An 18,570-nucleotide genomic window follows, 5' to 3' on the forward strand; every position below is an offset into this window, starting at 1 on the left:
ATTCATTGTTTAAAAAACTATTATTTAAAGAACCGTTGTTTTAAAGGGTGATACCAAAAGCGAGTTTTTCCGGCATCGCTAAACTATCCGCCTCTATGCTGGCTACGGGGTACGCACAATAGTCTGCCGCATAGTAAGCACTTGCTCTGTGGTTGCCACTGGCACCTGTTCCACCAAAGGGGGCATTACTGGATGCGCCAGTGGTTTGGCGATTCCAGTTGATGATGCCTGCTCGACTATGTTGTAGGAACCACTCGTATTCGCTTTTATCATCAGACAAAATGCCGGCAGACAAGCCAAATTGTGTGTTATTGGCAATCGTCATGGCGTCGTCTAATGAGTCATAACGGATGACCGTGAGTAACGGACCAAAGTATTCTTGATCCGGTAGCGTGTCTTGTATGTTGGTGGCGTCAATAATGCCCGGTGTAACAAATCCTGTATGGCTATCTCCTCGTGTCATGTCAAGCAAAGATACGGCCCCGAGTTTGACTAATTTATTATAGGCTTGCATCAAACCATCCGCCGCTTGTGCCGAGACAATCGGTCCCATAAAGGGTTGCTGTTCTGCATCGTAACGGTCGATCAATAGGGCTTTGGTGGCAGTGATCAATTGTTCCAGAATGGCATCACCAGTGGCGCTCTTTGGTAGTAAAAGTCGACGCGCACAGGTACAGCGTTGCCCCGCTGAAATAAAGGCGGATTGGAGAATTTCATGCACCGCAGCACGTTGATCGCTGATTTTGTCTGAAACGAGTAGGGGGTTATTGCCACCCATCTCTAGGGCTAATATTTTTCCTGGATGACCCGCAAAGCCTTTATGAAGAATATGGCCAACTTGTGGGCTACCTGTGAAAAATAAACCATCGATCCCTGAATGATTGGCTAATGCTACTCCTGTATCACGTTCCCCTTGTACAAGGTTAAGAACTCCCGCTGGCAAGCCAGCTTTTTCCCAGAGCTGAACAATCAGATCCGATGTGGCTGGTGCTTGTTCGCTAGGTTTGAAAACAATGGTATTACCAGCAATGAGGGCAGGGACAATGTGACCATTAGGTAGGTGCCCTGGAAAGTTGTAAGGACCAAATACTGCGACCACGCCATGGGGGCGATGCCGTAAACGGGCCGTCGCTCCTGGCATGGAGGTGGTTTTCTCGCCAGTGCGCTCCTCATAAGCTTGCTTAGAGATAGCCACTTTACCGACCATTGCTGCGGCTTCGGTTCGGGTTTCCCAAATGGGTTTGCCTGTTTCACGGCTAATCAACGTCGCGATGTCTTCACTGTGTGTTTTTACCAGACTGGCAAACGCATCGATGATGGCTAGACGTTCACTTATAGGACGATTTGCCCAGGCAGGGAATGCCTGACGAGCCGCCTTGATAGCATCATTAATCTGGTTGGTTGTCGCGCTATGGGCTTCCCATACGAGGCTCGCATCGGCGGGGTCAATTGAGCGTAATAAAGCCCCTTCGCCTTTCGTCCATTGTCCGTTGATGTAATGTGCTTGTTTCATAGGAGTGGCTCCTTGATATAAAAAAGGTCTCATTGTATCGTTATTGGTCAATCTGTTTTTGCTGTGGCTAATAGCCGCCATGTGGCGATAACTCAACCACGCGGACTGGATCTTTTGGTTCGACCAATAAATGCTTTGCTTCCTCTTCGGTTAATACGATACCGCCATGTGGTTGTGTGGGGCGCTGGATTAAAATGCAGCGGTAGTCTGCCAACTTGACATTGGCAACTAAGTAATACGTGCCCGTTCCTGCTTCTTTTACCTCGCCAATGGTTGCAAGATACAAACGGCTATCACGTACGGCACGAATATCACGAACACGGGCCTCCAATGTTGGGCCACCATCAAAAATATCCACATAGTTCTCGTAGCGAAAACCTTCTTGTTCGAGTAAATGACGAGCGGGCACGGTGTTTTTGTGGACTTTACCCAGTACGTTACGGGCCTCTGGTGTAAGCAAGTTCACATAGACTGGGTTGTTTGGCATCAGCTCCGCAATAAACTGCTTGCTGCCAAGGGCAGTTAGCTCATCGGCACGCTCAAAGTCGATGGAGAAAAAATGACGGCCAAGGCTTTCCCACAGAGGTGACACCCCGTTTTCATCACAGATGCCACGCATCTCGGCGAAAATTTTGTCAGTAAAGCGTTCCGGGAATTGTGCCAAAAACATAAAGCGAGATTTCGACAGCAGCTGACCATTTTTGGAGTGTCGGTAATCTTCTTCTAAAAATAAGGTACAGATTTCGCTAAATCCGGTGAAATCATTATTGAGAACTAAGGTTGGCATAATGTTATGCACCCCCAGTTCTCTTGACGAATGGGTGATAGTACCTAAGTGATAACTGTAGAAAGGTTCGTCTAACCCAACGGCGCCTAATAGGCCAGTCGTCCCCACAATGTCACCTGTGTCCGTGTCTTCGAGCACCATGAGGTAGTCTTCATCATTTGGTTTATCAATGACGTCTTTGTTGAATGAGCGTGTTGCTTTGACTATTTTACGCTGCAAACTCTCTTCATCGGCAATTAATGAGGTAAATCCTATGCCTGTTTTTTCGGCTAAACGATAGAGTGACTTTAGGTCATCTTGATGAATGGGACGTATCACCATCATAATAGAAAATCCTCTGAAATAACGTGTCTTAGTTACGATTTGCTGGGCTTTTGGCCTAATAAACCTGTATAGATTATTTTTTAATCATTTTGCTGATTTTTACAATGCAACCCATTGAATGCGGCTGCCTGACGAAATACTGAGCTGTTCTTGTGTCTTTTTATCAATAGCAAGCCCTGCGGCTTGCGGTTCAGCGGGGGCAATAGTGACTCGAAAATCTTCTAGATGCCCTGCACTGATTAAATGTAACTCGCCTTTTAGTGGATTAGGTTGGATTAAGGCTTTGCCCACGCGCTGTTGACTAATAGTGGTGAGGTTTTCTGTTCGCGCCTCTAGGGTTGGGCCAGCGTCAAAAATATCCACATACCCTCGGAAAGCGAAGCCTTCGGCCAGTAAAACATCCGTGCTTTTTTCCGATTCTTCATGTAACACACCAATTACCTCTTGCGCACTCTCTGGTAAGGTCGGTACATAAATAGGGTAGCGAGGCATTAAATCGGCAATAAAATGTTTGTTGCTGACCCCTGAAAGATAGTCGGCTTTTTTAAAGTCCATGGTGAAGAAATGTTTCCCAAGGGCATCCCAAAAAGGTGAATAGCCATTGCGGTCGCTTTCCCCCCGTAGTTCGACGAAGAGACGCTTGGTAAAACGCTCTGGATGCCGGGCTAAAAAGAGCAGGCGAGAGCGTGATAAAAGAGACAGTGCTTCACGGTTTTGGTGAGCTTTATCGACAATCAGTGACATTAAGCGGCTGGTGCCGCTGTAGTCGTGACAAAGGAAAAGGGCTGAGATACGGTTATGAATTTGCAGTTGTGGGGAAGCATGCACCACTTCGTCGATACGATAACTGTAGAAAGGGGTCTCGATGCCGACCATCGCTTCCATGCCACAGGTGCCGACAATTTCATTTGTGGTGGTGTCGATCAGCACAAATAAATAGGATTCATCCCCAGGCTGAACCACATCTGTTTGTAAGGAACGACGTGATGAGGCGATTTTGTCATTAAGGCGTTCGCGATTGGCTGGAAAATTTGTCATGCCAATGCCCGCTTCTTTTGCCATGCGCTCTAAGGCAGGAAGATCTCCAAAATCAACAGGACGAACAAGATACATACAACACCTTCTGATACAGTGTCACTAGATTGCTTTATGTTAAGGTCTAGTAAAGATTAAATGACAGAAGGTTATTATTCCTTATGTTAGATGACTTAAACAGAGATAAAGTTTTTAAATAGCGACACGATGTTGTGGTAAGTGGTACTTTTAGGTCGATATTTAATAAAAAAAGGGGAGAGAAGAGTATGAAATCCGGTGTCTATCGCCACTACAAAGGGGCGGAATATTGGGTTGAGCGTGTGGTAAAACACAGTGAGACAGAAGAAGAATTGGTTGTCTATCAGGCCTTATATGGCGAGTTTGGTTGGTGGGCTCGTCCGCTGAGCATGTTTGTAGAAAGCGTGGAAATTAATGGCGAAAGCATTCCTCGTTTTGAATGGCTTCGTGCTGAGAAATGACAAAAAAGCGTGTGATGCATTCGCTATTCTCGGTGCATCCAAGGTGAATTTCGCATCAGTTCAATGATCTTTTCTCGCAGCCAGCGATGAGCTAGGTCGTTATGAAAGTGTTCATGCCAAAAAATATGAATGGGGTGTCGTCCTTTAAACTCATCCAGATCAATTATTTTTTCTGGTATTGGTAAGAGTCTGATGGGGTGAAAATGTTTATTGGCGTTCATAAGCTCGCCCACGGAACGCGTTGTGACAAGAGCCATACCCTGTTTCACGGCGCGTAAAGCGGCCATTAAACTGTCTGTTTCTAGGTGCGTTTTAACGTTGTAACCCTGCTGTCTGAGTTTAGGTTCAATGCTTTCAAATGAGTGGCCTCTATAGGGTTTCATATGATGAGTGACGACTCTGTGCTGGATTAGATCATCGAATGTTGGTTGATCCACCTTATATAAAGGATGTCCATCGCTGATGATGATGCAGGTTTCCATGTAGCCGACGAGTTTGCTTCGTACGGAACTGGGCGTGTTTTTAATGTGCATGATGCCTAAATCGACTTTACCGTCAATAATGGGGTCCAAATAGGAGTCATTCCAAGCATTGATACTCATTTGAACCTCAGGTGCTTCTTGTTGAAGATAAGCCAACAGGGGTTCGATAAATATCTCCAAGTCCCCTTCGTCAATCGTTAATCTGAAGCGTCGATCCAGTTTGGATAGATCAAGTTGGGACGGCAATATCAGCTCTTGGAGCGAACGAATAATTGGATAGACCAAGTCTGCTAGTTCGTTCGCTCGTGCGGTTGGCATTAAGCCATAAGCTTGACGAATAAACAGTTGGTCGTGGAAAATTTCCCGAAGACGTTGCAGGTTTTTACTGAGAGCCGGTTGAGTCATGTTGAGCTCTTCCGCTGCTTTGGACACGCTGCCTTTTTCTAAAATGGTGACAAAGGCGATAAGGAGTTTAATGTCGAGTTTTGCTATTTCGTATGTATTCATAATCAATCTTCTTATTCGAAATGATCAGGGTGGCCCTGATCATGTATGTGACTTGTATTTTGTCGTGCTTACTTCTTTTATTATTTGCTGCCCTCGAATTCGGTACGTTTACGATAGGTTACTTTGAACATCAATGAATAAAAAATAGGTACTGCAATCAAGGTCAATATGGTGGCAAAACCAAGGCCAAAGGAGATGACTACCGCCATACTTTTAAAGAAGTCATCGAATAACAATGGCACCATCCCAAGGATTGTTGTTACCGCCGCCATACAAACGGGGCGTACACGGCTGACAGCCGAGACGAAGACTGCCTCATATAACTCAGTGCCTTGGTTGATTTCATAGTTGATCTGATCGGCTAAGACAATACCGTTTTTGACGACCATGCCTGACAGGCTTAAGAAGCCAAGTAAGGCCATGAAGCTAAAAGGTGCGTTCATCACCAGTAAACCTGTTGATACTCCGATTAATGCTAAGGGAACGCAGAACCAGATAGTTAGTGGCACCCTTACGGAGTTAAACAGCAAGACGGTTATAATAAACATAAAGAGATATCCCATGGGAAGCGCTTTAAAGATGTTCTTTTGCGCGTCTCGACTGCTTTCGTACTCACCTCCCCATTCTAGGGAATAGCCAGTAGGTAATTTGATGGCTTCCACTGGGCCACGAATGCGAGAGAAGACAGACATGGCCGTTTCGCCACCTAAAATATTAGGGTCGGCCATCACGGTAATGGTTCTTTTACGATCACGACGCTCGATAATAGGATTTTCCCACACCGTTTCAAAGCCAGAAACGACTGTTGACAGGGTGACGTAGGCACCGGATGACGGACTGTAAATTTGCAGATCCCGTATCTGGTCAATAGAGCGCCGTTCATTTTTAGGGGCTTTTTGCATAATGGGCAACAAATCTGTGCCTTCTCGATACAAACCAATTCTCGAACCAGAAAAGTTGGTGAGTAGCACTTTATCCAAATCGTTTTTGGAAATCCCTAAACGACGAGCTTGTGCGTCATCAAAGATAGGACGTAACACTTTTACCGGTTGGCGCCAGTCGTCTTTAATGCTCTCTAATCCCCCATCTTGACGGTAAATGTTTTTGATTTTTTCACTGATCTGACGCAGCACTTTAGGATCTGGCCCACTGATGCGGGCTTCAATTTTGGCATCCTTTGAAGGGGCCAACTGAAGCCGTTGCAGTTTGACTTCTAGCTCAGGGTATTCATCATGCATTTTTTTATGCAGCTCGGCTAATAATACCGGGATGTCTTCCCGCGTTTTAGTGCGAATAATAAATTGCGCATAGCTGCTATTTTCTTGTTTAGCCGTATAAGTCAGCATGAATCGCAAGGCACCTTGGCCTGTTGTGGTTGCCACATAATCAATGCGTTTATCCTTTCTCAAGGAGGCTTCTATTTCCCGTACTTTGGCATAGGTATTATCAATATGTGTTCCTTCTGGCATTTGAATATCCATAAAGAACATAGGGGTTGTTGAGGGAGGGAAAAAGGACTGTTTGACAAACTGGAATGCCCAGCCTGCTATTAATAGGAAGAGAACGAGCGTAATAACTGTCATCCAACGAAAATGCATGGCTTTATCCAATAGCCATTTATAAGCATCGAAGATAATGCCTTTGTATGGATCTTCTCCAGCAGCGTCGGTTCCTGCCGTGCGACTTTCTGTGAAAAAGAGGTCGCAAAAGAATGGTGTTAGTGTAATGGCCGTGATCCAGCTCAGTAGCAGAGATATTAGCAATACATAGAATAAAGAACCGACAAATTCACCGACTGCGTCTGGCGACAAACCAATCGGAGCAAAGGCGGTGATAGCAATGACGGTTGCACCCAGTAGGGGCCATTTTGTTTGCTTGACTACCGCGCTGGCGGCTTCCACTTTGGTCATACCGCGTTTGAGCCCAATGAGCACGCCTTCCGTTACAACAATGGCGTTATCCACTAGCATTCCTAGGGCAATGATTAACCCGCCTAGAGATATCCTTTGTAGGTTGATCTTGAAATAGTCCATGACAATAAAGGTGCCAAGGATGGTCAGTAGTAGAATGAGACCGATCAAAATACCAGAGCGAATGCCCATAAAAATCAATAGAACCAGAATAACGATCGCGACGGCTTCTACAAGGTTAAGCAAAAAGTTAGAAACCGAGTGCTTCACTTCTGTCGATTGAAAGTAGATGGGGTCCAAATGGATACCCACTGGTTGTTGATATTTTAATTCATCGAGACGTTTTTCTAAGCGTTCGCCTACGTCCACAACATTGACGTTCGCCGCGAATGAAATACCGAGTAGCAAAGATGGTGCACCATTGAAGTCGACAATTTGCTTCTTAGGTGTAACGTATTCCCGTTTGATGGTCGCGATGTCGCTTAAACGAATCAGTTTGCCATCAATTGGTTTACCAACAATCAGGTTTTCCAGTTCGGTAATGTCCTTAAATTCTCCTGTTGGGCTAATGCGAATGTATTCACTGCCTACTTTGACGCGACCAGCATTGGATACGATATTTTGATTGGTTAAGAGACTCTCTAGTTGGCTTGGGGCAATGCCCATGTTTGCCATTTTAGCCCGTGATATTTCAATGGTGACTTGTTCTTTTTGATCACCAGCGATGGTTACTTTCGCGACGCCATCAACAAGCACTAATTCGCGCTTGATATAATCAACGTAATTTTTCAGATCCTTATAGTGATAGCCATCGCCATGGACCGCTAGCATCACTCCATATACATCGCCGAAGTCGTCTAACACCATTGGTGAACTGACGCCCTTGGGAAAGCTTCCTGAAAGATCACGAATTTTTTTACGTACTTCGTCCCAAATCTGCTTGAGTTCTTTTGCGCGATACTGGTCTTTTATGGTTAATTGGACTTTTGAATAACCAGCTTTAGAAGTAGAGGTGATTTTATCCACATAAGGCAGTGTTTGTAATTCCTGCTCAATGGGATAGGTGACTTCTTCTTCCACTTGTTCTGGTGAAGCACCAGGGTAGGTGGTGATGATTAAGGCGTCCTTGATGGTAAACTCAGGGTCTTCCAATTGCCCAAGGTTAGTGAAAGCAATGGCGCCCCCAATCAATAGGATCAGTGTCACCATCCAACTGGTGACTTTTTTTTCTATAAAATAGGCTGCGATGTTCATTATAGACCTCGCTCACGAACCAAAGGTCTGACTTTCATATCGGGTGTGAGGTCATTCACACCAGCGACTACGATTTGTTCCTGTGGTTGCAACCCGGAAGTGATTTCTATTTTGTCATCTTGTAAGGTGCCTAAGGTCACTTTTCTCGCTTCGAGAGATTGCTTGTCTTGGTGATAGACCCAAACGATAGTATCCGCGTGGCCTGTTTGTGTATTTTCATGACGTAGCACCGCCTCGACGGGGACGACAATGTGACTGACGGTGCCGTGTAGTTTGTTAAGATCCAGTTCCACATTAGCGGTCATGCCAGGTAATAGGGTTTGTGAGTGGTTGCCATTGCGAAGTAAATGCAAGGTGACATCGTAAGCCATGGTGGAGGTGTCTGGCTGAGTATTGTGCTCCTTATAGGCGCCTTTGAACGCGGTATGAGGTGGCGTATCTAAAATGACCGTGGGCTGATAACCTGTACGGGTGGACTTAATACCCGTGACCAAATTCTCCGGTATTTGAAATTGCACGTCTAAATGGTCGATGTTTTGGATGTGCAAGATGGTTTGCGTGGCGTTCACATACTGAAAGTTTTTGGTTGAAGTCGAACTAATCACCCCATCGAATGGTGCATACAAACGTGTGTAACTTAATTGGTTTTTGGCGGTTTCTAGCGCGTTATTGGCTTGTGCAAGATTGGCTTTGCTTTGGTCAAATTGAGATTTGCTGGTGGCATTGCGTTTAAGCATGGTCTGAATACGATCAAACTGGACTTGCGCTAATTGTTGATTGGCTTTGGCTAATTCTACTTTTAGTTCATAGTCTTTAGGGTCTAATGCGGCCAGTAATTCGCCTTTTTTGACTTGTTGACCTGCCACCACATTGATGGAGGTAAGTTGACCTCCAACACGAAAAGCTAGGTTTGCCTCTTCACTTGCTTTTAACTCCGCAGGAAAGCGGCGAATGTTCACCACTTGGCTTGAATCAATCGTCATAAGTTTGACCGGTTGAATAACGTTTTGCGTCATTGATTCTTGATCTTTTTGATCAGAGCAAGCGGTTAATATCACCGTTGTGGCCAGCAGGATGCTAAGAACGCATAGTTTATTGCGTTGGTGCGTCATACATTTCTCCGTAAAGACATAATAAAATCTAAGCGCAATATTGCTTATAGTTAAAGTTGATCGCCAAGATAGTGTAATAAATGAGGTTGATTGATGCTTGTATTTTATATCTCTAGGTCATCATTATGAATTTTTAAATATATATTAAAGATATGTCAAAATGAGAATATCTGGTAGGCGTGGTGCAACAATGGGTTTTGGCTCAGCCAATAAGATACACAGACGGGTCTTTAGGGCTAAAGAAGAGCATTAACGTGAGGCCTTTGCACGACGTCGTGAGCGAAGGCGAGACAGTTGGGCAATGGTCTCAGCGTGTTTTATCTAATTCTTCTAAAAAAGTTTCTAGCACTAGGTTAGCACGGGCCCCTTTACGGGTAATGGCAGAGAAGCGCGTCACGTATTGACACGCTTGAGGCAAGATGGCTCTCATGCGGCCGTCGATACGTTCATTGCCGGTCCAACGCTCTGCTACATGGTCAGGTAAAAAGCCAATGTAGCGGCCAGTCAGAATCAAAAACGCGATGCCTTCTCGGTCTGTTGCGGTTGCACTGGCTTTTAACGGTTGGTGTTGGGTTTTAATCTCGGGTGTCTGGGCGTAGGCAGGTAAGACGGCATCGTACTCTTTCAGCCTATCTATACTGATATCACTGTCTGCTTGCTTAAACAATGGGTGGGTATTACTGCAATACAGTTGGGAGGTTTCTTCGTATAAATCCCGATAGTCTAATCCACTTAGAATTTTTAAATTGGGCACAATGCCGACATGCAACTTACCGTCGAGCACACCGCGTTCCACATCGGTCGGTGGAATCATGCGAATATTAATGGCGACTTGTGGGCCTTTATCTTTAAGTGCCGCTAAAGAGTGCGTAATTCGAGTGTAAGGCAAAGTGACCAGATTGTCGGTAATGCCAATATTGAGCTCACCTTGCAAATGCTGGTGGAGGGCGTTGATCTGAGTACGAAAATTTTCTAAAGAAGATAAGAGTTGTAGGGTGTGCTCATAAACTTGGCTGCCTTCATTGGTTAACGAGAACCCAGAACGTCCGCGTTGGCACAGACGAAAGCCTAGCCGTGTCTCTAAATCCGAGATAGCAATACTAATAGCGGCTCGACTGATGTTTAAATCGACCTCTGCCGCTGAGAAACCACCACATTCCACCACCGTTTTAAAGATCCGCAAAATGCGTAAGTCGGCGTCACTCACTTGTCCTTGCAGTTTACTCATAATGGCGAAGGCCTTAGGTTAGTTAAGTAAAGCTTTATCTAAGGGTTAATAAATTCAACTTTTTCTAATCTAAGTCTCTTGGCATAGTAATGTCAATATTAGGGCGGCTTATTATTTGTCCGTCTTTGTGACATCCATATGAGACTAACTATTCGGAGTATTCATGGAAACCATAGGGCATTTGATTGGTGGCAAGCCATCTCAAGAATCTTCGCGCACGCAAGATGTGTTCAATCCCGCGACAGGAGAAGTAACCAAAAAAGTCGCCATTGCATCTAAGGAGACAGTGGAAGAAGCCATCGCTGCCGCTCAAGCTGCCTACCCAGAATGGCGCAATACCCCACCAATGAAACGCGCTCGAATTATGTTTCGCTATAAAACCTTGTTAGAGGAAAACGCCGATCGTATCGGGGAATTAGTGGGTGGTGAGCACGGTAAAATTTGTCACGATGCGGCAGGGGAGCTACAGCGTGGTATTGAGAACGTGGAGTACGCCTGTGGTGCGCCAGAGTTATTAAAGGGAGAGTACAGCAAAAATGTTGGCCCAAGCATCGATTCCTGGAGTGAATTTCAACCACTAGGCGTTGTTGCGGGGATAACCCCCTTTAACTTTCCTGCCATGGTGCCGCTTTGGATGTTCCCCATGGCAATCGTGTGTGGCAATACCTTTGTATTAAAACCTTCCGAGCGGGACCCAAGTGCAGCTTTGTTGCTTGCCGAGCTATTACATGAGGCAGGTTTACCGGCTGGGGTGTTTAATGTGGTCAATGGGGACAAAGTGGCGGTAGACACCTTGCTGGAAGACAAACGTGTAAAAGCGGTGAGCTTTGTGGGTTCTACACCGATTGCCGAATACATTTATCAAACCGCTTCAAAACATGGCAAACGCTGTCAGGCATTAGGTGGTGCGAAAAACCACGCCATTGTGATGCCGGATGCCGATATGGATAACGTCGTCAGCCAGTTGCTGGGGGCGGCCTTTGGTTCCTCTGGTGAGCGCTGTATGGCCTTGTCTGTTGCGGTCACCGTTGGCAAAGCTGCTGGGGATGCGTTGATCGAAAAAATGTCGGCGGCCATGGCACCTTTAAAAGTAGGTGAATATTCCGATGCGAAAAACGACTTTGGCCCTGTCATTACCAAGGAGCATAAAGATAAAGTCGTTGGCCTGATCACCAGTGCCGAAGAGCAAGGAGCTAATGTGGTGGTTGATGGTCGTCAAACGGTTGTTAAAGGCTATGAAAATGGCTTCTTTGTAGGGGCGACGCTCATCGACAATGTGACGCCTGAAATGGAAAGTTATCAGCAAGAAATCTTTGGTCCGGTGTTACATGTTGTGCGGGTGGAGACCATGGAAGAAGCGATGCAGTTGATCAACGATCATGAGTATGGCAATGGCACTTGTATCTTTACTCGTGATGGGGAAGCGGCCCGATACTTTTCTGATCACATTGAAGTGGGGATGGTGGGGATCAATGTGCCTCTTCCTGTTCCCGTGGCGTACCACAGCTTCGGGGGATGGAAGCGTTCGTTATTTGGTGATCTGCATGCGTATGGTCCGGATGGAGTACGTTTTTATACCAAACGAAAAACCATTACCCAGCGCTGGCCTTCTGCAGGCGTGAGAGAAGGCAAGAGTTTCGCTTTTCCGTCTTAATTGATTGATCAGTGATCCAGTATGAAAAATGGTCGTGCATTTATCGCGGCCATTTTTTATGTCTTATATAAGATGAAGGGCGGGATTCTACTATTCAAAAAATCGGTGGTATAGTGCTTAGAAGAACACTTATTGTCAGCTAAAAGTGTTGTCTGTAAGCGTAGACTATTAGAAGAGCTGGTTGAATGACTATGGATAAGAATAATCAGACCCCTTTCGTGGTACTGGCGAGAACCATCATGCTGTGTGCGGTGTTTTTATTGACCAGTTGTGCCTCGGAGCCTCCCCATGCTGATGATGTTGCCGCTAAAGATCCTTTACGAATTTATGTGAGCGGTAACAAAGCCTATCTATCCGGTATTCTTGGCAGAGACCTCACCAGTCAATTAAAAAATATGATACGCAAGCACCCCAATGTGACGGATTTGGTGCTGGTCGATGTGCCCGGTACGGATGACGAAGAGGCAGTTATCGAAAGCGCTCGTCTGATTCGCTCCCTTGGGTTGAATACTCATATTGCTCGAACCGGCTATGTGCTCTCCGGCGGTGTGGATTTGTTTTTAGGTGGAGTAAAGCGAACCATTGGGGCGGGGGCTGCTGTGGGGGTGCATATGTGGATTGATGAATCAGGTAAATTGCCTAAAAATAACGATGTGAGTGATTCTATCAATGCGACCTACATCAATTTTTATTTGTCCATGGGGGTGCCCGAACGTTTTTATTGGTTTTCTCTAAAGGCGGCACCAGCGGACCGAGTGTATTTCCTCTCTCCAGAAGAAATGTACGATTACAAACTGATTACCGAATAAGCTATGCTTTCTTAAGGTAGAGGTTGATTTTTGATAAACATAGACGGAGGGGAGATGGAACAGATTGAGCTTTTTGCCATTGAAAGCCCCTGCCGTGGTATCTGTGTGAACAGTGCTAAAGGGTTTTGTAAAGGCTGTTTGCGTAGCCGTGAAGAACGCTTTGAATGGTTTTCCTTATCGAATGAGGCACGATTTATTATTTTGGAACGCTGTAAACAGCGTCGTCAGCGTTTACTTCGAGCCCGAGAAGAGCGACTTAATCAGCATTCTGAAAAAGCCTTACCCTATGGCATGGATGAAGAGGTTATTGGGGATCAGGAGAATGAAACCCCAGCCGAGGCCGAATTATTTGAGTTAACGCAAGAGTCCTTTTATTAACTCAGTTTTCTGTCTAATCTACCCTTAGCGATCAAAAATCGCATCAAGTGCTTCCGATAGCCGATCCACACCAATTACCTTCATTCCTTCAATGGGCTTCTTAGGACAGTTGGCTCGGGGAACAACGGCCTTGGTAAAGCCATGTTTGGCGGCTTCACTGATGCGTTCTTGCCCTGACGGGACGGGACGAATCTCACCGGACAAGCCTACTTCACCAAGGACGACCAAATCATGGGGTAATATCTGGTCTCGAAAGCTTGATACCACGGCTGCAATGGCCGCTAAGTCGGCGCTGGTTTCTAATACCTTAACGCCACCGACGACGTTTAAATAGACGTCTTGATCAGCCGTCAATAATCCCCCGTGTTTGTGGAGGACCGCCAGTAGCATCGCCAGACGATTGTGATCAAACCCTACAGTGACGCGCCGTGGATTACCCAGTGCGGAGTCATCCACCAAGGCTTGCAGCTCGACGAGTAATGGACGAGTGCCTTCCCAAACGACCATCACCAGACTGCCCGCAGCGGGATAATTACTGCGATTTAAGAAAATAGAGCTTGGGTTTTTGACTTCTCGTAAGCCGTTTTCCAGCATGGCAAATACCCCCAGCTCATTAATCGCGCCAAAGCGGTTTTTCATGCCGCGTAAGGTGCGAAAGCGCGAGTCTTCCGATCCTTCTAATAACACCGAGCAATCTACCATGTGCTCAAGCACTTTTGGGCCGGCCAGTGAGCCATCTTTGGTAACGTGTCCAACAAGCAAGACTGCGGTTTGGGTTTGTTTGGCGAACCTAGTGAGTACAGCGGCACTTTCGCGTACCTGTGAGACGCTGCCTGGAGCGGATTCCACGCCATCCAAATGCATGACCTGAATGGAGTCAATGACCATGACTTTCGGTTTAACTTGTTGGGCGATGGTTAGGATGCTTTCTACATTGGTTTCAGAAAGCATTTTTAGATTTTTGGTTGGCAAGCCTAGCCGTTGAGCACGCATGGCTACTTGCTGTAAGGATTCTTCCCCCGTGACATAAAGGGCACTTTGTTGTTGCGCTAGCCAGCACATGGTTTGTAATAGCAGGGTACTTTTCCCGGCACCCGGATGACCGCCAATCAGTACCACGCCACCAGGAACGAGCCCACCACCGAGTACCCGATCAAACTCGCTTGCCCCTGAACTAAAACGAGGTACTTCCCCTAAATCGACCTCGGATAAATCTTGAATACCCGTGGTGGATCCGGCGTACCCTTGATAGCGTGGGTCTTGACTGGCAGAAACGCGGGCAGATGTCTTGCCAGAGGTGAGTTTTATTTCTGACAAAGAATTCCACGCGCCACAGGCTTGGCATTGCCCTTGCCATTTTGCGTAGTCTGCGCCACATTCGTTACATACAAAGGCTGTTTTTGCTTTGGCCATAATGAGTCTTCTGTCGTAAAAAAGATCATGGCCTTAAATGGCCATGATCGGGGGATAACATGTTTAGTTTACTTTGGGTAATAGCCGATTCTAACCCAAATCTAAATCCTTATTCCCTTTCCATTGAATGGAATATAGATCTAAACGTCGGTCTTTCAGGTTGTTTACTGACCCCTCACTGCGCGTTTGTTTGAGTTTGTCTAAGTCCAAATCAGAGAACATCAGCATTTCGGTATTCGGGGTGGTTTCCGCCATGACGGCATCGTGTGGATAGGAGAAGTCGGATGGGGAAAAGACGGCTGCCTGGGAATATTGCACGTCGAGGTTTTCGACTTGAGGCAAGTTACCACAGCTACCACAAATCACCACATAGCATTCGTTTTCAATAGCACGGGCTTGAGCACAATTACGCACACGTAGATAACCGTTTTTGGTATCCGTCCAAAAGGGCACAAACAAAATATCCATGTCCTGCTCGGCCAGTAAACGGCCCAGCTCGGGGAATTCCACATCATAACAAATCAAAATACCAACACGCCCTGCATCAGTGTCGAACACACGCAGTTCGTTGTCTCCTTGGATGACCCAATCGCGGCGTTCGTGTGGCGTAATATGGATTTTACCTTGTTCTTCAATGGTACCATCACGACGGCACAGGTAGCTCACATTGTATAAATCATCCTCTTCAATCACGGGCATGGAGCCAGTGATGATATTGATGTTATAGCTGACCGCCATTTGCGACATTTCCGTGACAAACAGCTCGGTAAAGCTTGCAAGAAAGCGTACCGCCTCGGTCTGATTAGTTTGATCAGGGCTTAACCCCATTAATGGCGCATTGAAAAACTCGGGGAAAAGGGCGAAATCACTTTTATAGCTCGACAAGGCATCAATGAAATATTCCACTTGTCTGAGTAGCTCTTCAACATTCGCTACTTCCCGCATTTGCCACTGTACTGCACCGATACGAACTTGTGTTTTACGGGACTTCAGTACGGTTGTTTCAGGCTCGTAGAAGATGTTTTTCCATTCAAGAAGGGTTGCGTAGCCTTGCGACTTTTCATCTTCAGGCAGGTAACTTTTTAATAAACGCGTTACCTGAAAATCATTAGAAAGTTGGAAGGATAAAATCGGGTCGTAAATTTTACGATCACTGACGGCTTCCAAATATTCTGCTGGGGTCATCTCATCGGAATGTTCGTGATAGGTCGGAATACGACCACCCGCGAGGATCGCACGCAAATTATGTTGGCGGCACAGTTCTTTACGTGCCTCGTATAGGCGACGTCCTAGTCGGAAACCTCGGTACTCAGGGTGAATTAATACATCCAAACCGTACATGGCATCGCCGTTACGGTCATTGAGAATGGTTTCTTTTTTACCGATAAGATCTTCATAGGTATGGGGGTTACTAAAACGCTGATAGCTCACTTGAACCGAGAGCGCGATACCAACGATATCCCCATGGTCTTCAAGACAAATTTGTCCCTCAGGAAAGTCGTTAATGAGTTTACTAATGGTGTGCTCAGACCAAGCCCCACCGATGTCGTTATAGACTTGGTCCATAAGTTCTTTTACTTGTTCGTAATCCGCGTGTTCTATATTACGGATTTTTAAATGCATATCTTCAAGCATAATGGCCTCTATGGTGTCTTTTGGACAAGTCTTACTGTTATGTGGGTGAATGTCACTTTATAAAGCCTTAATTCTGCTTTTATTCCCTAAAAAAGAAAACCCCGCCGAGGCGAGGTCTTGTATGATCAGTAGCAAATCAGTAAATAAAGAGAGCTAACTGAACGTGTTAGTTTTTGGCAAATTCAGGGTAAGCTTCCATACCGCATTCCGACAAATCAACACCTTCGTACTCTTCTTCTTCAGAGACTCGAACGCCCATGACGGCTTTGATGATCAGCCAAACAATCAAGCTAGTGACAAACACCCAAACAAAAATTGTCACCGCACCGGCGATTTGGCCGAAGAAGGTTGTGCCAGTGTTTGTTAGTGGCACAGCTAATAGACCCCATAGGCCCACCACACCGTGAACAGAGATGGCACCCACTGGATCGTCTATTTTCAGTTTGTCTAGTGTCAGGATGGCAATAACCACTAAAAGACCGCCGACAACACCGATGAACGTAGCACCAATAGCCGAAGGCGTAGAAGGTTCAGCCGTAATGGCCACCAAGCCAGCTAATGCACCGTTCAGCAACATCGTTAGATCCGCTTTTCCGAACAGAATACGAGCGAGCAGTAACGCTGCTACAGCACCACCAGCAGCGGCGGCATTGGTATTTAAGAATACCACTGCGACGGAGTTGGCGCTGGTAATATCACCTAGCTTCAGAACAGAGCCACCGTTGAAACCGAACCAGCCCATCCAAAGGATGAAGGTACCCAGCGTCGCTAGTGGTAGGTTTGCACCAGGAATGGCGCGAACTTCGCCATTTGGGCCGTATTTTCCTTTACGAGAGCCCAGCACAAGTACACCAGCCAATGCTGCAGACGCACCCGCTAAGTGGACGATACCAGAACCTGCAAAGTCAGAGAAACCCAGATCGCCAAGGCTATACATACCAAATACAGAGCCGCCACCCCATGTCCAGTTGCCTTCCATTGGGTAGATAAAGCCTGTCATCACAACGGCAAAGACGAGGAAAGACCAAAGCTTCATACGCTCTGCAACGGCACCAGACACAATAGACATGGCCGTAGCAACAAACACAACTTGGAAGAAAAAGTCAGAGGCATCGGCATAGACCGAGCTACCATCAAAGCCGGCTTTAGCTGATTCTGCAAGCACGGTGCTGACCAGAGTATCGGCGCTGCTGGCTCCATCTAACTGAATGCCAGATAAGAACCAAGTGCCACCATACATAATGGCATAACCACAGATCATATACATGATACAAGCAATGGCGTACAAGGCGACGTTTTTGGTAAGGATTTCTGTGGTGTTTTTAGAACGCACAAGTCCCGCTTCTAGCATGGCAAAACCCGCTGCCATCCACATAACCAAAGCACCCATTACAAGGAAGTAAAAGGTATCCATGGCATATTGTAATTCGAAAATATTGTTTTGCATGTTTCGCCCCCCTTAAAGGCTTATAAGAGTCGATCGTGGATCAGACTGCGTCTTCGCCAGTCTCGCCTGTACGAATACGTACGGCCTGCTCAAGGTTAACGATAAAGATTTTACCGTCGCCGATTTTGCCGGTATTGGCTGCATTTGAAATGGCTTCTACTACTTGGTCCTTCATATCGTCAGCTATGGCAAGCTCGATTTTCACTTTTGGTAGAAAGTCCACAACGTACTCCGCGCCACGATAAAGTTCGGTGTGGCCTTTTTGACGTCCGAACCCTTTTACTTCTGTCACGGTAATGCCTTGTACTCCGATTTCAGAAAGGGCTTCTCGAACATCATCGAGTTTGAATGGCTTGATGATGGCAGTGATAAGCTTCATATCCACATATCTCCTTTAAAAAGTCTGGCTTAGTGTCGTGTTGCAGGTAAGTCCTACTATTCAATATGCGTGCCATAAATGGCAGTCGCCGCAATAGTCAAGGATTTGTCGAGATTGTAAATAAAATAAGCACGAAAACAGACATTTCTCGCCCCTTTTTAGTGCGAATTTAGTGGGGATTGGGCTCTGTTTGTGCTTTTTAGTGGTGCGATGATTTGGTTGAC

The 18,570-nt window shown here is 46.1% G+C and carries 15 protein-coding genes; 4 read left to right on the plus strand and 11 right to left on the minus strand.

Features of this window, described 5'->3' with window-relative positions; all coding sequences use genetic code 11:
- Positions 1-40: 40 nt before the first annotated feature.
- From astD to AC0VYI_RS03700, 3 genes are all read right to left on the minus strand, one after another.
- Complete coding sequence (gene astD / locus AC0VYI_RS03690; RefSeq protein ID WP_475447404.1) at positions 41-1,513, minus strand: succinylglutamate-semialdehyde dehydrogenase; 1,473 nt, start codon at positions 1,511-1,513, stop codon at positions 41-43.
- 67 nt (positions 1,514-1,580) lie between these two features.
- Positions 1,581-2,624: an arginine N-succinyltransferase gene (astA, locus tag AC0VYI_RS03695; RefSeq protein WP_475447405.1), complete on the minus strand. Its 1,044-nt coding sequence runs from the start codon at positions 2,622-2,624 to the stop codon at positions 1,581-1,583.
- Between the two features lie 99 nt (positions 2,625-2,723).
- Positions 2,724-3,737, minus strand: coding sequence for an arginine N-succinyltransferase (locus AC0VYI_RS03700; protein WP_475447407.1), 1,014 nt, complete (start codon positions 3,735-3,737; stop codon positions 2,724-2,726).
- 188 nt (positions 3,738-3,925) lie between these two features.
- Here AC0VYI_RS03700 and AC0VYI_RS03705 point away from each other — a divergent pair, with 188 nt between their 5' ends.
- Complete coding sequence (locus AC0VYI_RS03705; protein ID WP_199478064.1) at positions 3,926-4,138, plus strand: DUF1653 domain-containing protein; 213 nt, start codon at positions 3,926-3,928, stop codon at positions 4,136-4,138.
- Between the two features lie 23 nt (positions 4,139-4,161).
- On the opposite strand, the gene AC0VYI_RS03710 is transcribed toward AC0VYI_RS03705, so the two are convergent.
- From AC0VYI_RS03710 to AC0VYI_RS03725, 4 genes are all read right to left on the minus strand, one after another.
- Positions 4,162-5,127, minus strand: coding sequence for a LysR family transcriptional regulator (locus tag AC0VYI_RS03710; protein ID WP_475447409.1), 966 nt, complete (start codon positions 5,125-5,127; stop codon positions 4,162-4,164).
- Between the two features lie 80 nt (positions 5,128-5,207).
- On the minus strand, positions 5,208-8,291 hold the full coding sequence (locus tag AC0VYI_RS03715; RefSeq protein ID WP_475447410.1) for an efflux RND transporter permease subunit: 3,084 nt from the start codon (positions 8,289-8,291) through the stop codon (positions 5,208-5,210).
- Entirely contained in the window at positions 8,291-9,403 is a 1,113-nt protein-coding gene (locus AC0VYI_RS03720) for an efflux RND transporter periplasmic adaptor subunit (RefSeq protein ID WP_475447411.1), read from the minus strand. The genes AC0VYI_RS03715 and AC0VYI_RS03720 overlap by 1 nt, the downstream gene beginning before the upstream one ends.
- Positions 9,404-9,710: 307 nt before the next feature.
- The gene (locus AC0VYI_RS03725; protein ID WP_199478060.1) at positions 9,711-10,631 is read right to left on the minus strand and encodes a LysR family transcriptional regulator; all 921 of its coding nucleotides are present in this window, start codon (positions 10,629-10,631) and stop codon (positions 9,711-9,713) included.
- A 163-nt stretch (positions 10,632-10,794) separates the two neighbouring features.
- Between AC0VYI_RS03725 and AC0VYI_RS03730 the strand changes: the two genes are divergently transcribed.
- The 3 genes from AC0VYI_RS03730 (at position 10,795) to AC0VYI_RS03740 (ending at position 13,472) form a co-directional block, all read left to right on the plus strand.
- Complete coding sequence (locus AC0VYI_RS03730) at positions 10,795-12,285, plus strand: CoA-acylating methylmalonate-semialdehyde dehydrogenase (protein WP_475447413.1); 1,491 nt, start codon at positions 10,795-10,797, stop codon at positions 12,283-12,285.
- Between the two features lie 185 nt (positions 12,286-12,470).
- The gene (locus tag AC0VYI_RS03735; RefSeq protein ID WP_475447415.1) at positions 12,471-13,094 is read left to right on the plus strand and encodes a COG3904 family protein; all 624 of its coding nucleotides are present in this window, start codon (positions 12,471-12,473) and stop codon (positions 13,092-13,094) included.
- Between the two features lie 54 nt (positions 13,095-13,148).
- Positions 13,149-13,472, plus strand: coding sequence for a DUF1289 domain-containing protein (locus tag AC0VYI_RS03740; protein WP_199478058.1), 324 nt, complete (start codon positions 13,149-13,151; stop codon positions 13,470-13,472).
- Between the two features lie 24 nt (positions 13,473-13,496).
- On the opposite strand, the gene radA is transcribed toward AC0VYI_RS03740, so the two are convergent.
- The 4 genes from radA to glnK form a co-directional block, all read right to left on the minus strand.
- Positions 13,497-14,885 (minus strand): DNA repair protein RadA, encoded by a 1,389-nt coding sequence (gene radA / locus AC0VYI_RS03745; RefSeq protein WP_475447417.1) that lies wholly within the window; start codon positions 14,883-14,885, stop codon positions 13,497-13,499.
- Positions 14,886-14,975: 90 nt separating this feature from the next.
- A complete protein-coding gene (locus AC0VYI_RS03750) occupies positions 14,976-16,523 on the minus strand; it encodes a GNAT family N-acetyltransferase (RefSeq protein ID WP_475449783.1) in 1,548 nt (515 codons plus the stop codon).
- A 163-nt stretch (positions 16,524-16,686) separates the two neighbouring features.
- Positions 16,687-17,967: an ammonium transporter gene (locus AC0VYI_RS03755; RefSeq protein ID WP_475447418.1), complete on the minus strand. Its 1,281-nt coding sequence runs from the start codon at positions 17,965-17,967 to the stop codon at positions 16,687-16,689.
- A 40-nt stretch (positions 17,968-18,007) separates the two neighbouring features.
- On the minus strand, positions 18,008-18,346 hold the full coding sequence (gene glnK / locus AC0VYI_RS03760) for a P-II family nitrogen regulator (RefSeq protein WP_067012896.1): 339 nt from the start codon (positions 18,344-18,346) through the stop codon (positions 18,008-18,010).
- Between the last annotated feature and the right edge of the window lie 224 nt (positions 18,347-18,570).

The sequence above is a fragment of the Marinomonas sp. 63XJN7_9_ISO-PGPR-S23-217 genome, assembly GCF_056173515.1.

What these genes read in the sequence shown, in the direction of transcription:
- radA (WP_475447417.1), bottom strand. Translation starts at nt 14,885, where the DNA reads ATGGCCAAAGCAAAAACAGCCTTTGTATGTAACGAATGTGGCGCAGAC.
- AC0VYI_RS03755 (WP_475447418.1), bottom strand. Translation starts at nt 17,967, where the DNA reads ATGCAAAACAATATTTTCGAATTACAATATGCCATGGATACCTTTTAC.
- astD (WP_475447404.1), bottom strand. Translation starts at nt 1,513, where the DNA reads ATGAAACAAGCACATTACATCAACGGACAATGGACGAAAGGCGAAGGG.
- AC0VYI_RS03730 (WP_475447413.1), top strand. Translation starts at nt 10,795, where the DNA reads ATGGAAACCATAGGGCATTTGATTGGTGGCAAGCCATCTCAAGAATCT.
- glnK (WP_067012896.1), bottom strand. Translation starts at nt 18,346, where the DNA reads ATGAAGCTTATCACTGCCATCATCAAGCCATTCAAACTCGATGATGTT.
- AC0VYI_RS03720 (WP_475447411.1), bottom strand. Translation starts at nt 9,403, where the DNA reads ATGACGCACCAACGCAATAAACTATGCGTTCTTAGCATCCTGCTGGCC.
- AC0VYI_RS03710 (WP_475447409.1), bottom strand. Translation starts at nt 5,127, where the DNA reads ATGAATACATACGAAATAGCAAAACTCGACATTAAACTCCTTATCGCC.
- AC0VYI_RS03740 (WP_199478058.1), top strand. Translation starts at nt 13,149, where the DNA reads ATGGAACAGATTGAGCTTTTTGCCATTGAAAGCCCCTGCCGTGGTATC.
- AC0VYI_RS03735 (WP_475447415.1), top strand. Translation starts at nt 12,471, where the DNA reads ATGACTATGGATAAGAATAATCAGACCCCTTTCGTGGTACTGGCGAGA.
- astA (WP_475447405.1), bottom strand. Translation starts at nt 2,624, where the DNA reads ATGATGGTGATACGTCCCATTCATCAAGATGACCTAAAGTCACTCTAT.
- AC0VYI_RS03725 (WP_199478060.1), bottom strand. Translation starts at nt 10,631, where the DNA reads ATGAGTAAACTGCAAGGACAAGTGAGTGACGCCGACTTACGCATTTTG.
- AC0VYI_RS03715 (WP_475447410.1), bottom strand. Translation starts at nt 8,291, where the DNA reads ATGAACATCGCAGCCTATTTTATAGAAAAAAAAGTCACCAGTTGGATG.
- AC0VYI_RS03700 (WP_475447407.1), bottom strand. Translation starts at nt 3,737, where the DNA reads ATGTATCTTGTTCGTCCTGTTGATTTTGGAGATCTTCCTGCCTTAGAG.
- AC0VYI_RS03705 (WP_199478064.1), top strand. Translation starts at nt 3,926, where the DNA reads ATGAAATCCGGTGTCTATCGCCACTACAAAGGGGCGGAATATTGGGTT.